Origin of the sequence: uncultured Haliea sp. (genome assembly GCF_963973825.1) — a bacterium.
Taxonomy (GTDB): Bacteria; Pseudomonadota; Gammaproteobacteria; order Pseudomonadales; family Halieaceae; genus Haliea.
The window spans coordinates 108119-121792 of the sequence record NZ_CAXBAE010000013.1; the positions used below are offsets into that span (position 1 = coordinate 108119).

Annotated in this window: 11 protein-coding genes and 1 tRNA gene; 10 read left to right on the forward strand and 2 right to left on the reverse strand. The window is 59.7% G+C overall.

The genetic code is table 11. The annotated features are described in order from the left end of the window. Window position 1: 1 nt before the first annotated feature. Together AACZ17_RS14480 and AACZ17_RS14485 are read right to left on the reverse strand one after the other, a co-directional pair. Entirely contained in the window at window positions 2-988 is a 987-nt protein-coding gene (locus tag AACZ17_RS14480; protein WP_290741423.1) for a serine/threonine protein kinase, read from the reverse strand. 51 nt (window positions 989-1039) lie between these two features. Continuing rightward, entirely contained in the window at window positions 1040-1759 is a 720-nt protein-coding gene (locus AACZ17_RS14485; RefSeq protein WP_290741425.1) for a ComF family protein, read from the reverse strand. Between the two features lie 77 nt (window positions 1760-1836). On the opposite strand from AACZ17_RS14485, the gene bioB reads away from it, so the two are divergent. The 10 genes from bioB (at window position 1837) to AACZ17_RS14535 (ending at window position 13430) form a co-directional block, all read left to right on the forward strand. Further along, on the forward strand, window positions 1837-2868 hold the full coding sequence (bioB, locus tag AACZ17_RS14490; RefSeq protein WP_339638649.1) for a biotin synthase BioB: 1032 nt from the start codon (window positions 1837-1839) through the stop codon (window positions 2866-2868). 11 nt (window positions 2869-2879) lie between these two features. Then, entirely contained in the window at window positions 2880-4049 is a 1170-nt protein-coding gene (gene bioF / locus AACZ17_RS14495; protein WP_290741427.1) for an 8-amino-7-oxononanoate synthase, read from the forward strand. After that, window positions 4042-5619 (forward strand): malonyl-ACP O-methyltransferase BioC, encoded by a 1578-nt coding sequence (bioC, locus tag AACZ17_RS14500; protein WP_290741429.1) that lies wholly within the window; start codon window positions 4042-4044, stop codon window positions 5617-5619. Before bioF ends, bioC begins: the two co-directional genes overlap by 8 nt. After that, window positions 5616-6287, forward strand: a complete 672-nt coding sequence (bioD, locus tag AACZ17_RS14505) for a dethiobiotin synthase (RefSeq protein ID WP_290741431.1) — start codon at window positions 5616-5618, stop codon at window positions 6285-6287. The genes bioC and bioD overlap by 4 nt, the downstream gene beginning before the upstream one ends. Window positions 6288-6447: 160 nt before the next feature. After that, window positions 6448-8247, forward strand: a complete 1800-nt coding sequence (locus AACZ17_RS14510; RefSeq protein ID WP_290741433.1) for an acyl-CoA dehydrogenase C-terminal domain-containing protein — start codon at window positions 6448-6450, stop codon at window positions 8245-8247. Between the two features lie 116 nt (window positions 8248-8363). Further along, a complete protein-coding gene (locus AACZ17_RS14515) occupies window positions 8364-8570 on the forward strand; it encodes a DUF3094 family protein (protein ID WP_290741435.1) in 207 nt (68 codons plus the stop codon). An 81-nt stretch (window positions 8571-8651) separates the two neighbouring features. Next, window positions 8652-8728 (forward strand) — tRNA-Pro (locus AACZ17_RS14520). Window positions 8729-8918: 190 nt separating this feature from the next. Next, window positions 8919-10133 (forward strand): integrase arm-type DNA-binding domain-containing protein, encoded by a 1215-nt coding sequence (locus tag AACZ17_RS14525; protein ID WP_339638651.1) that lies wholly within the window; start codon window positions 8919-8921, stop codon window positions 10131-10133. Then, the gene (locus tag AACZ17_RS14530) at window positions 10134-11102 is read left to right on the forward strand and encodes a hypothetical protein (protein ID WP_290741439.1); all 969 of its coding nucleotides are present in this window, start codon (window positions 10134-10136) and stop codon (window positions 11100-11102) included. 804 nt (window positions 11103-11906) lie between these two features. Continuing rightward, window positions 11907-13430 (forward strand): hypothetical protein, encoded by a 1524-nt coding sequence (locus AACZ17_RS14535; RefSeq protein WP_290741440.1) that lies wholly within the window; start codon window positions 11907-11909, stop codon window positions 13428-13430. Window positions 13431-13674 lie beyond the last annotated feature (244 nt).

Here is a 13674-nt window from a genome sequence, read left to right on the forward strand (position 1 = left end):
CCTACAACAGGCGCAGCGGTTCCTCCTGCAGCGCCGAGAGCTGCTCACGCAGCTCCAGGATGTGGTTGGCCCAGTAGCGCTCGGTGTTGAACCAGGTGAAGCTGCGCGGAAAGGCCGGGTCAGTCCAGCGGCGCGCCAGCCAGGCGGCGTAGTTCACCAGGCGCAGCGTGCGCAGTGCCTCTATCCAGCGCAGCTGGCGCGGTGCAAAGTCACAGAATTCGCTGTAGCCCTCAATGAGTTCGGCCAGCTGCAGCTCGCGCTCGTGGCGCTCACCGCTCAGGCACATCCACAGATCCTGCACGGCGGGTGCCATGCAGCAGTCATCCAGGTCGACAAAATGCGCGCAGTCATCGCGCCAGAGAATGTTGCCGACGTGGCAATCGCCGTGCACACGGATCAGATCCCGCTCCTTTACCTCCCCGTAGAGCTGAGTCACGGCCGCCAGCAGATCCCGGGTGAGGCTGTCGTAGGCGGGCTGCAGATCGCGGGGAATGAAGTGTTCCAGCAGATAGTCACGGTTGTGCGTGAGCATGCCGTCAATGCTGAGGGTGGGCCGGTGCCGGAAGCGCGCACTGGCGCCCACCGCGTGGATGCGCCCCAGCGTGCGCCCCAGTACCAGCAGGCTGTCCATATTGTCGAGCTCTGGCGGGTAGCCGCCGCGGCGCGGGAACAGGGCGAAACGAAAGCCGTCATGACGGTGCAGGCTGTTGCCGGATGCGTCGACCAGTGGGGCCACCACCGAGATCTCGGCGTCCTGCAGTTCCAGACTGAAGGCATGCTCCTCCAGAATCTGCGCGTCGTCCCAGCGCCCCGGGCGATAGAATTTGGCGACCAGCGGCTGCCCATCCTCAATGCCGACCTGGTAAACGCGGTTTTCGTAGCTGTTCAGGGCCAGCAGTCGCGCATCGCAGAGGTAGCCTGCGGACTCGACCGCGTCGATGACACAGTCCGGCGACAGGCGATCATAGGGATGTTGGGCTTGGCTCATAGACGCACTCCAGGCAGCGACCGCGACGGGCGGTGCCAGGGGAGCAGTGTATCAGGTCGCCGGTGGTGGAGTCCGGGCGATGCACCAGAGCTGCACATCGTCGGCGCCCGCGTCCTTGAGCAGGCGGGCGATGGTCTCGGCGGTGGCGCCGGTGGTCATGACGTCGTCGACCAGTGCGATGCGGCGTCCCTGCACCGGAGCGCGCAGGCTAAACGCATCGCGCAGGTTGTGCAGGCGCTGCTGTGCCGTGAGGGTCGACTGTGCAGGGACCGCGCGCGGGCGGCGCAGCGTGCGCTCCGCCACTGGCAGCCGCTGCAGGGCGGAGTCGCAGTGCTGCAGCGCCCTGGCCAGCAACGTTGCCTGGTTGAAACCCCGCTGCAGCAGGCGCCGCCAGTGCATGGGCACGGGCAGCAGGAGGTCGCGGTCTTGCGGTGGGTCTACTGCGGCAAGCCAGAGTTCTGCGAGCAGGCCGCTCAGATGTCGCTGGCGCTGGAATTTCCATTGCCCGATGAGGTAGCCCAGGCAGGGCTCGTACACATAGGGCGCGAGCACCCTGTCCAGCGCCGGCGGGCGCTGCGTGCAGGCACTGCACAGGCCGCCGCCGGGGGTAGCCAGCGGCAGGGCGCAACACGGGCAGCAGGGGTGATTGGGTACCAGCTGTGCCGCGCAACAGCCGCACAGCGGCAGGTGGCTGGCGCTGGGCAGCCGACACAGCAGGCACTGCTGTGGGAAGAGGGTATCCGCGAGCAGGCGCGCCCACCTGTTAACCAAGGTGTGCGCCACAGGTTGACAGCGGCGGGGTGCGGCTTATCATGTTGGCTTGCCTACTGTCTCTCTGGATACCTGTCATGAATGCTCCCGCCTCCGCGCCTGCCTCGCTCCGCCACGACTGGAGCCGCGGCGAAATCGAAGCCCTGCTGGCGCTGCCCTTCAACGACCTGCTGTTCAGGGCGCACAGTGTGCACCGCGCCTATTTTGACCCAAACGAGGTGCAGGTCAGCACACTGCTTTCCATCAAAACCGGCGCCTGTCCGGAAGACTGCGCGTACTGTCCGCAAAGCAATCGCTATGACACGGGGCTGGAAGCGGAAAAGCTGATGGAAGTGGAAAAGGTACTGGCGCAGGCACAGGCGGCCAAGGCCAGCGGCGCTACCCGCTTCTGCATGGGGGCGGCCTGGCGTTCACCCAAGGCCCGCGACATGCCCTACGTGGTGGCCATGGTCAAGGGCGTGCGCGAGCTGGGCCTGGAAAGCTGCATGACCCTCGGCATGCTGACCGAGGCGCAGGCAAAGGAGCTGGCCGAGGCCGGGCTCGACTACTATAACCACAACCTCGACACCTCGCCCGAATACTACGGTGAGATCATCACCACGCGTACCTACAAGGACCGGCTGGACACACTCTCCCATGTGCGCGAGGCCGGGATGAAAGTGTGCAGCGGCGGCATTGTCGGCATGGGCGAGTCCCAGCGCGACCGCGCCGGGCTGCTGCAGCAGTTGGCCAATCTGCCCGAGCACCCCGAAAGTGTGCCCATCAACATGCTGGTGCGGGTCGAGGGTACGCCGCTGGCCGATGAGGCCGACCTGGATCCTTTCGACTTTATCCGCACCATCGCTGTGGCGCGCATCCTGATGCCCGCCTCCCATGTGCGCCTGTCTGCCGGGCGTGAATCCATGAGTGAAGAGATGCATGCGCTGGCGTACTTCGCCGGCGCCAACTCCATCTTCTACGGCGAGAAACTGCTCACCACGCCCAACCCGCAGGCCAATGCCGACATGGCCCTGTTCCAGCGTCTGGGTATCCGTCCGGAGCAGCGTGAGGTGGCGAGCGCTCCGCAGGTGCCCACCCCGCAGTTCTACGACGCAGCGGCGGCGCACTAGCCGCCAGCGCCATGAAGGAGGCCTTCCCGCAGCGTCTCCGGGCGGTGCTGGAAGAGCGCCGTGCCGCCGGTCTGTATCGCCAGTGCCTGACCCTGGAGTCCGCCCAGGGCCCGGTGGTGCGGCTGGCGGGCCGCGACTACCTGAATTTCTGCAGCAACGACTACCTCGGCCTTGCCGCACACCCCAAGGTCATCGCGAGCCTGCGCGATGCCGCGACGCGCTGGGGCGTGGGCAGCGGCGCATCCCATCTTGTGTGCGGCCACAGTGCCGCGCACCGCGAACTGGAGGAGGCGCTCGCTGCCTTCACCGGCAGACCCCGGGCACTGTTGTTTTCCAGTGGTTACGCCGCCAACACCGGTATTCTGCAGGCCCTGCTGCGGCCCGGCGACACCGTCTTGCAGGATCGTCTCAACCACGCTTCGCTGCTTGACGGTGGCCTGCACAGTGGCGCGCGGCTGCGCCGCTTTGCCCACAACGACTGTGCCGACCTGGCGCGTAAACTCGACGCTGCTGCCGGGCCCACGCTGGTCGCTGTCGACGGCGTGTTCAGCATGGACGGCGACACGGCGCCGCTGGCCGAGCTGTCCGCCACCTGCGCCAGTCGCGACGCCTGGTTGATGGTGGATGATGCCCACGGCTTCGGTGTGCACGGGGAGGCAGGTGCCGGCAGCGTGCAGGCAGCCGGGCTGGGCGAGGCGGAAGTGCCGGTGCTGATGGCGACCCTCGGCAAGGCCCTGGGTACCTCCGGCGCCTTTGTGGCGGGCAGCGAACTGCTGATCGAAGCGCTGATCCAGTCCACGCGCAACTATATCTATACCACCGCCATGCCCCCGGCGCTGGCGGCGGCCAGCCTCACCGCGCTGCGACTGCTGCATGAGGAGTCCTGGCGGCGCGAGCAGCTCGCTGAGCACATCGCCCGGTTTCGGCGCGGTGCCCGGCAGTGCGATCTGCCCCTGCTGGACTCCGACAGTGCCATTCAGCCCTTGCTGGTGGGCGATGCCGGGCGCGCCGTGCGCCTCAGCGAGCGGTTGCGTGAGCGCGGCCTGTTGATCAGCGCCATTCGTCCGCCAACCGTGCCGGCGGGAACCTCCCGGCTGCGCATCACCCTGAGCGCAGCGCATACGCCGCAGCAGGTGGCCACATTGCTGGCGGCGCTGGCGGAGTGCTGGCCCGATGCCTGAGCTGTTGGCCAGAGCCGAATACCTGCCCGCCGCGCAACAGGCCAGAGCAGACCTGGTGCTGCTGCACGGCTGGGCCGGCAGCAGCGAGTGCTGGCGGCCGCTGCTGGCCGCGCTGCGACGCTGGGCCAACGTTACCCTGATTGACTGGCGGCCCGGCGCCGATCTGGCGGATGTTGTGGCGGAGGTGTTGACGGTGTCGCCGGCCAGCGCTGTGTATGTCGGCTGGTCCCTCGGCGGGCAGCTGGCCACTGCCGTGGCGTCGCGAGCGCCGCAGCGCGTCGCCGGGCTGGTCACTGTGGCCAGTAACCCCCGCTTTCTCGCCGAGGGGAGCTGGCCCGGTGTGGCAGCGGCGCAGCTGGCCGGTTTCCAGGCAGGTCTGGCGGCGGATGCTGACGGTACACTGCGCCGCTTTTCCGCCCTGCAGTCCCGCGGCTGCGCTGCTGAGCGCGCCCTGGCGCGGCAGCTGGTGGCGCATAGTCGGGGCTGGGACGCCGTCGCCCTCGCCGCCGGCCTGCAATGGCTGGCGGAACTGGACACGCGCAGCCTGCTTCCGGCGTTGGCCTGCCCGCAACAGCACCTGCTGGCGGAGGCCGACGCACTGGTGCCGGGCGCTGCTCATGAAGCCCTGTGCGGGTGGCTGGCGGGCGTCGCCGAGGCCTCCGTGACGGTCATACCGGGTACCGGTCACGCGCTGCCCTGCGCCGCACCGGGGGCTCTGGCTGAGGCGCTGTACCGCTTTGCCGTGGACACAGCGGCGGTGTGTGAAGCGGCAGAGGCCGCTCCCGCGGCACCGGTGAGCAAGCAGGCGATTGCCCTCTCCTTCAGCCGCGCGGCGCCTCGCTATGACAGCGTGGCGGCGTTACAGCGCGACGTTGGTAAGCGTTTGCTCACCTCACTAGTCAATGAAAGCAAGAGCTCGATAACCCTGCTGGACCTCGGCTGTGGCACGGGGTATTTTCATCCGGCGTTGCTGGAGCGCTATCCCGGGGCCGCCTATGTCGGGCTGGATCTTGCGCAGGGCATGCTCTCCTGGGCGCGTGAACGGCACACAGAGCACGCCGCCTGGGTGGCCGGTGACGCCGAGGCGCTGCCCCTTGCCAGCGGTTCGGTGGACGTCATCTTCAGTAGCCTCGCCTTTCAGTGGTGCTACCGCCCCGATCTGCTGTTTGCCGAACTGGGCCGGGTGCTGGCGCCGGGTGGTCGCTGCTTCTTCAGCTCTCTGGGCCCGGCAACCCTGCAGGAGCTGCGCGATTCCTGGGCGGCAGCGGATGGCAGCCAGCACGTGAATGATTTCCTGCCGCCCGAAACCCTGCAGGCAGCGGCGGACATCACAGCGGGGGTACGACTCACCCTGCGCAGTGAGCGTATTGTGCTGCGCTACAACAAGGCGACCGAACTCCTGCACGAACTGAAAACGCTGGGCGCACACAACATGAACAGCAAGCGCCCCGCCGGACTGACCGGACGCCAGCGCCTTGCTGCCATGGTGCAGGCCTACGAGGCATGGCGCGAACCCGCCGGGTTGCCAGCCACCTACGACGTCATTTACGGGCATCTGGAGAAATTATGAGCCGCAGGTATTTTGTCACCGGTACCGATACCGAAGTGGGTAAGACCGCCGTCAGCTGCGCGTTGCTACACGCCGCGGGTGCGCTGGGGCTGCGCACGGCAGCGATCAAACCGGTGGCGGCCGGCTGTGATGCACAGGGTCGCAACGAGGACGCACTGGCTCTGCAGGCGGCGATGAACATGCCCTTGCCCTACGAGCAGATCAACCCGGTGGCCCTGCAACCGGCGATCGCCCCGCACATTGCCGCAGCGCAGGCGGGCAAGCGCCTGCAGGTGGAGCGGCTGGCCGGCCTGTGCCGCGGCGTGTTCGCCTGCGGCGCTGACCTTGTGCTGGTCGAAGGGGCGGGCGGCTGGCGCGTACCGCTGGGTCCTCGGGAGACCCTGGCGGACCTCGCGATCGCGCTCGGCAGCGACGTTATTCTGGTGGTGGGTATGCGGCTGGGCTGTATCAATCACGCCCTGCTTACCGCCGAGGCCATCCGTGCCGATGGCCTGCAGCTGGCCGGCTGGGTGGCCAACCAGGTGGGTGAACGCATGGCCTGCCATGAAGAAAATGTGGACACTTTGCGTCAGCTTTTGCCTGCCCCGCTGCTGGGTGAACTGCCTCACGTGGCGCCTTTTACCCCAGAAAAGGTTGCACAACACCTTGATATAAAAGCACTTTTGTAGATATTTCAGGGCGCAGCCAGGACACTCTTCCGCTCTGCCACTCCACTCGGCGCCTGTGCGGTACCCAGCAACTTTCGCAAAAGTTATTTGACTTCGGTTGTAATTCGCGCAGAATGTGAGCGATGAAAACATAGGTTCAACTGCATTGCGAGGTAACAGCATGCCGCAGTACAAAGCACCGCTCCGTGATATCCGGTTTGTGATGAATGAGTTACTGGAGTCCGAGGCCCTTTATCAGCGCCTGCCGGGCTATGAAGAGGCGACCCAGGAACTGATGGACGCCATCGTTGAAGAGGGCGCCAAGTTTGCCGAGAACGTCCTGTCGCCGCTCAACGAGCCGGGCGATGACGAGGGTTGCACCTGGAAGGATGGTGTTGTCACCACGCCCAAGGGTTTTCCAGAGGCCTACCAGCAGTTCGTGGCCAACGGCTGGCCAGCACTCGCTGCCGATACCGCCTACGGTGGGCAGGGCATGCCCGACCTGCTGGGTATCATCGCCAACGAACTGGCAGGTACCGCCAACTGGTCCTGGCTGATGTACCCCGGGCTTAGCCATGGCGCAATCAAGACCATCGAAGCGCACGGCAATGAAGCGCAGAAGCAGAAATACCTGACGCGCCTGGTGGAAGGTGGCTGGACCGGTACCATGTGCCTGACCGAGGCCCACTGCGGCAGCGATCTGGGCCTGCTGCGCACCAAGGCGGAACCGCGCGCCGACGGCAGTTATGCCATCTCCGGCACCAAGATATTTATCAGCGCCGGCGAACACGACATGGCCGAGAATATCGTCCATATCGTGCTGGCGCGCCTGCCGGATGCACCCGAAGGCACCAAGGGCATCTCGCTGTTCATTGTGCCCAAGTTCAATGTGAACGATGACGGCAGCCTGGGTGAGCGCAACGGCGTGCACTGTGCTTCCATCGAGAAGAAAATGGGGATCAAGGCTTCGGCGACCTGTGTGCTCAATTTCGACGGCGCCACCGGCTACCTGATCGGGCCACCCAACCGCGGCCTGAACGCCATGTTTACCTTCATGAATACCGCGCGTATCGGTACTGCCATCCAGGGGCTTGCCCACGGTGAGCTGTCCTACCAGGGCGCCCTGGCCTATGCCCGCGATCGCCTGGCGATGCGCAGCCTCACGGGCCCCAAGAACCCGAACGGGCCGGCGGACCCGATTATCGTGCACCCCGATGTGCGCCGCATGCTGCTGACACAGAAAGCATTTGTAGAGGGCAGCCGCGCGCTGCTGTACTTCCTGTCACAGCAGGGGGATATCGTGCATCGCGGCACCGAGGAGGAAGCGAAAGCCGCGGATGACCTGCTGGCGCTGCTCACTCCCATTGCCAAGGCCTTCGTGACCGAAACCGGCTTCGAAGCGGCCAACCTGGGCGTACAGGTCTACGGTGGTCACGGGTTCATCAAGGAATGGGGCATGGAGCAGATCGTGCGCGACGCACGCATCGCCATGCTCTACGAGGGCACGACCGGCATCCAGGCACTGGACCTGATTGGTCGCAAGGTGCTGGGCTCCGGCGGCAAGTTGCTGATGGGCTTCACCGAAATGATGGGTGCCTTCTGCGACGCCAATACTGACGAGGCCGATGCGCCGTTCATCAACACGCTCAAGTGCTACAAGGACGACTGGCTGGAACTCTCGCTGAAAATTGGCGAGAAGGCGATGCAGAACCCCGACGAAGCGGGCGCAGCTGCCGTCGATTACCTGATGTACAGCGGCTACGTCACACTCGCCTATTTCTGGGCGCGCATGGCGGTGCTGGCACGTCACAAGATCGCGGCGGCCGAGGGCGATACCGCCTTCTACGAAGCCAAGGTGCTGACCGCGCGGTTCTATTTCGACCGCCTGCTGCCGCGCACCCTGGCCCACAAGCAGGCGCTGCTTTCCGGTGCGGAAAACCTGATGGATATGCCGGAAGCCCTGTTCGACGTCGCAGGCTGATCGACCTCGGCGGCCCGCTGCCCGCCGCTTGCTCGAAGCTGGGCGAGACTACGGCAGGCAGGTGACTTTTCGGTGGCCAGCGGGGAAAATAAGGCTGCAGTTCCCGGGAGGATGTGATGTCGGATCAAAACGAACAAGCAGATGGCCAGCCCCGCCTGTACCCAGAAGACCAGGCCAAGGTGGATGCGTTTATCACCAGCGGCGTCAACTCAGTCGAGCGTAAACCGTTCAAACCTCTGCGGTTGCTGGTGTTGCTCATGGTGGTGGTGATCGGCTTCAGCCTCATGAGCCAGCTTATCGCCAAGTGGGCGGGGATCTACTGACGTTCCAACGGGGCCCCAACCCATTCCAGAGGCTCTTGGTTCCCGCTCGAGCCTCTGGTATATTTGCGCTCCTCAAAAAATCGGTGTGTAGCGCAGCCTGGTAGCGCACTTCCTTCGGGAGGAAGGGGTCGGAGGTTCGAATCCTCTCACACCGACCATATACCCCTCTCATCATGTCCCATGATGACCCTAAAGCCCTGAATTTCAGGGCTTTTTTGTTTATACTCTGCACATATTTGCCCCAAGGTGTCCCATCGTATACCGACAATCTGGCGGTACAGGCGACGGTATCTCTGGCGGGTGAAATCCTGATACCGTCATTTTCGGCATGCCGCCAGGGAGGTAGATATGACCAATCTGACCGCCACACAGGTAAAACAGGCCAAACCCAAGGCGAAGGCTTACAAGCTCCCTGACGGGGGAGGCATGTACCTACTGGTGACTCCACCCGGAGCCCGATACTGGAGGTACGACTACCGCTTTGCAGGCAAGCGCAAGACGCTGGCTCTAGGGGTCTACCCGGAGGTGACGCTGAAGGTAGCCCGGCAGGCCCATCAAGAGGCTAGAGGCAAACTGAACAAGGGTATCGACCCTGGTGAGGTCCGTAAGGTAGAAAAGCTGACTCGCCACCTTGCGAGTGCTGAAAGCTTCGAAGCGGTAGCTCGCGAGTGGTTTGGCCAGATCATGCCCGATAAGTCCAAGAGTTACCGTGAGCGTACTGGCCGTATTCTTGAGAAGGACCTTTACCCCGTTATCGGCAATCGGCCTATCGCCTCGATAACCGCTCCTGAACTACTGGCCGCCCTGCGTCGAATTGAGTCGCGAGGAGCCAATGACATAGCCCACAGGGCCAAGCAGACCGCTGGACAGGTATTCCGGTACGCGGTTGCAAGTGGTAGGGCAGAACGTGACCCCGGTGCAGATTTGAAGGGTGTGCTGAAGCCCCGGCGCAAGAAGCATCATGCTGCGATAATCGAGCCGACTGAAGTCGGTAAACTATTGGTTGCCATTGATAGTTTTGAGGGAACGCCAGTAGTTAAAACCGCTCTGAAATTGTCGCCGATGTTATTTCAACGCCCCGGTGAAATCCGGGCCATGGAGTGGGAGGAGATCAACTGGGAAGATAAGCAGTGGGAAATCCCCGCGCACAAGATGAAGATGGGTCAACCTCACATTGTACCGCTCTCCAAACAGGCTTTGGCGCTATTAGAGGAGCTGCAGCGATTGACTGGGAGAGGCAGGTTTGTATTCCCCTCCGCTAGAGGCGCCAGCAGATGCCTTTCTGAAAATGCAGTTCGTGTCGCATTGAGGACGCTCGGTTACACCAATGAAGAAATGACCCCACATGGTTTCCGGGCCATGGCCAGGACTATCTTGGACGAGGTGCTCAACTATCGGGTAGATTGGATTGAGCACCAGTTGGCGCACCAGGTTAGAGATGCAAATGGTCGGGCGTACAATCGAACGTCCCACCTGCCTGGTAGAGCAGAAATGATGCAAGGCTGGGCTGACTACTTAGATGCTCTCAAGACGGACGGGCAAGTTGGCAAGGCAGGTGACTGAATGGATGATGAGACGAGAAAGTTACTAGAAGAAAGAATTAAGTGTTTCTTTGAATTCTTCAGCGAAACATCGGAATTGCTGTATGTAGATCAATATGAAGCAACATTCTGGTTTATTCAGTACGTTATGCCGTCAGAGGAAGTAATGGATAGATTGCAGAATGTTCGCGTGGATTATCCCCTTGGTTTGTCACGCGAGGAGACTGTACCTCCAAAAGATGTGAGGGCTTCTATTTCGAAATTGCAGGAGAGTAATGTCTATACAGAAATTTCGAATAGCTCAGTTCGAAAAGGAGTTAGGCAATACCTAGGACTCCACGGCTACGATGAACAAAATTCAGATTACGAGTTATTCGAGTTAAGGATCTATGGCTTAGTAGCACTGGTACTTAGCGACTATTTGTCTTATAGCCTGTTGAGCCATCGGTCATTAACTCTACCTGATTCGGATATGAAGTCGGCGATTGAGGCAGCTAAGTATCTCCAAGATTTCCTCGCTCGCGGAGGCCAGATGGCTACGCATGAGGATGCAGATCGACTAAGTATCCTGCTTGCTAAGCTTGTGCGAGAAAATTCAGAACGAAAACGAAGTGATGGTACGTTGGGCTACATTAGATACAACTTACCGGGTAACAGGAATCAACCTGACCATGCCTTGAGGTTGGTCGTAATGCGAATGGTGATTTTTTTTAAAATTGTAAACCGAAAAACACCAGCCTCGCTTATTCATGCTGTGGCCGCATTAGCTACCGGGAAAATTAAGAAAACAACAGTTGATAGCTACATCTCCGCTGCGACCGATTACATGGCCGACAAGGGGCATCTTAAAGCGGTACTGTACCCGGAGCTGAATGCTGGTGGTAGTGATTGGCAGCGTAAAGAAGAACTAGGAATTGAACGTTATCGCGCCTGGGAGGGCGCAATCTTGGAAAACCATCGTGATCGACTAAAGCGCAACAAGGTACGCTAGCAATTTTCGATTCAAATTTTTCTGCCCAAACACCGAGTTGGCAGTGTTTGGGCGGGGAAAAATCTCAGACTCTCCTTTCGCTTCATTTGGCTGGGTAGATTCCAGACCGTCTCCTTTCTAAGGCCCCGACCATGGGGATACAGTTTCCATCAACAGGGATCAACGAGGCCGATCACCTCACCCCGTTAACCTATCTGCAGGTAGGTATTAGTTAGCGGTGTGCTAATGGCACTGTAAAAACTTTACTTTTTAGAAGGAGACAAAAATGTCCCGAGTAACTAGTGCTGCATCAAGTGGCAAAAAATATCCTGACCTCTTATCAATGAAGGAGGTGCAGGCGATGTTGGGTGGTAAAAGTCGCTCAACGATTTATCGTTGGATATCATCTGGGTGGCTTCCCCGTCCGATAAAGATTGGAGCAAACAGCATTGCATGGCCAGAAGAGGTGTTCCTGGAATGGCGTAACTCTCTGTGCAAGGGGGGTGTGTAACATGAGAAACAATGATCACCGTAGTTTACAAAATGTCGAGACGATTCGCTTATTTCAATATGTAGTGATGGATTTGGAGACGATAGACGGGTTCATGGAGAGAACCGGTTTTACTCGCTCAAAAAGTGACTGGATATTCGACAACTGCTATGGAGCTGTACAGCGTTACGTAAGTGAGCTTCAGCAGCGTATATCAGACCTCGAACGTGCTAACGAGGCATTAGAAATTAATGCCGCGTCGGAAATAAGTGACAACAACTAAATAGAAGGTAAGAGAAGTTTCGGTCCGGTTTATCCGGGCCGCAACTTCGAAAATGGTACTGAAAATGGAAATACAAAGTTCCTTGCATCTACTAGAGCAGATGCACTACGAGCTGGCACACGACGAAATGCGTGAGCCATACATCCGCGTCACCGTGGATGGAAAGAAAATGCTATTCAAATTGCGTGGCGAGGAATTCAAACGCTTTTTCAACTATCACTATATCCGAAATAACAGTAACAGTCCGGATGCCAAGCTCATCAAAGATACGCTAGCGTACCTTGATGGCCGAGCGATTTTTGAAGGTGAGATGATTGACCCTGATGTGAGAATAGTAGGGGATACAGATCTGCTGGAAATTGACCTATGCGACCCCTCGTATAGGGTAGTCCAGGTCAGTACGGAAGGCTTCCAGGTTTGCCAGTCTGAGGGTTACTTTCTTCGACGGCACGGGCAACTTCCGTTGCCGCAACCCGAGCTGATGACCCCCGGTGAGATCTTCGCTGCGATGAATGACTTTAAGGCCATCCTGAATGTATCGGATGAGCAGTTCATACTGGTCATGGGAGTTATTCTCATGGGTTTTCATCCAGAGGGTCCATACCCGGTAATGTTTGTTCAGGGTGAACATGGCTCCGCCAAGGGCTCGCTGTGTGAGGCGATAAAGTCTGTGGTCGATCCAAACACGACGCCACACACTGCACTACCAGCAAATGCTCCAGACTTGTTGATCCAGGCACGTTCTAACAGAGTGTTGTCTTTCGATAACTTATCGGAGTATACCTTTAACAAGAAACATAGCGACCTGTTTGCACAGATGGCGACTGGAGTGGGGCTACGGCGGAGGCAGCTGTACACCGACGATGGCGAGAGTGTGATCAATGTAAGTCGTATGATCCTGATGAACGGTATCGACGACGTGGTAACGCAGTCTGACCTCGGAAGCCGGACGATTGGGCTCAGGCTGGAACCGGTAAATGAGAGCAATCGTATATCGAAGCGAGAGTTCAAACGGCGGTTGTCAGAGGTAGGTCCTCGCATGTTCAGTGCTGTTGTGAACATTCTGAGCGATATTTTGCGGAACTATGATTCCACAGATATCCGGTCTGGAGCCCGGATGTTCGATATGATTCAGTGGGTCACTGCCGGTGAGTCTGCAATGGGGTGGGAGTCCGGTACATTCCAGCGCGTGTACGAACGTAACCAGCTAGAAGTCATGGAAGCCGGTATGGGATCCGATCCACTGGCTGCCGCGATCATCCGGTACATGGAAGGTAAGCCTCGCTGGGAAGGATCAATCTCACGGCTATTAGCCTGCCTAATCGCCGGAACGGATCGTGGGATGAGGAGTGGTCCACATTGGCCGAGAAACGCGATATCACTTGGTCGTGCTCTGAACCGGATTGAGACGAATCTTCGTGCTCTCGGAATCTCTGTTATCCGTGGGGGGCGGTCTGCAACAGAGCGCACTGTGACAATAATAAATGCGAATATGCCCCAACCGGACATGCAAAGTGAGAGCGTTGTGTATGCGGCTAATGAGAGAGGGCCAGAGCAAGGAGGTGAAGCAGCGTAAGTGAATGTCCACTTGTCATTCTGTCACGGCGCTAGGCCGTGACAGAATTACGGCTTTGTTCTGTATATTTTCATCCTGTGTTTTCAATCATAACTTCGTACACCTGGTTTCCTGGATGACAGAATGACAGGTGTGACATGCAGAAATGCGGTAAAAAACTTCCTTGTCTCTATTTAATAATCATCCGTACTCACTAGTGTCCGGTTAATTTTTGAATAAATTCAATTGGTTAGAAATCATGTCA

Excerpts from the sequence above, each read along its gene's own strand:
- bioF (WP_290741427.1), top strand. The coding sequence starts at position 2,880 with ATGAAGGAGGCCTTCCCGCAGCGTCTCCGGGCGGTGCTGGAAGAGCGC.
- bioC (WP_290741429.1), top strand. The coding sequence starts at position 4,042 with ATGCCTGAGCTGTTGGCCAGAGCCGAATACCTGCCCGCCGCGCAACAG.
- AACZ17_RS14515 (WP_290741435.1), top strand. The coding sequence starts at position 8,364 with ATGTCGGATCAAAACGAACAAGCAGATGGCCAGCCCCGCCTGTACCCA.
- bioD (WP_290741431.1), top strand. The coding sequence starts at position 5,616 with ATGAGCCGCAGGTATTTTGTCACCGGTACCGATACCGAAGTGGGTAAG.
- AACZ17_RS14535 (WP_290741440.1), top strand. The coding sequence starts at position 11,907 with ATGGTACTGAAAATGGAAATACAAAGTTCCTTGCATCTACTAGAGCAG.
- bioB (WP_339638649.1), top strand. The coding sequence starts at position 1,837 with ATGAATGCTCCCGCCTCCGCGCCTGCCTCGCTCCGCCACGACTGGAGC.
- AACZ17_RS14510 (WP_290741433.1), top strand. The coding sequence starts at position 6,448 with ATGCCGCAGTACAAAGCACCGCTCCGTGATATCCGGTTTGTGATGAAT.
- AACZ17_RS14480 (WP_290741423.1), bottom strand. The coding sequence starts at position 988 with ATGAGCCAAGCCCAACATCCCTATGATCGCCTGTCGCCGGACTGTGTC.
- AACZ17_RS14530 (WP_290741439.1), top strand. The coding sequence starts at position 10,134 with ATGGATGATGAGACGAGAAAGTTACTAGAAGAAAGAATTAAGTGTTTC.
- AACZ17_RS14525 (WP_339638651.1), top strand. The coding sequence starts at position 8,919 with ATGACCAATCTGACCGCCACACAGGTAAAACAGGCCAAACCCAAGGCG.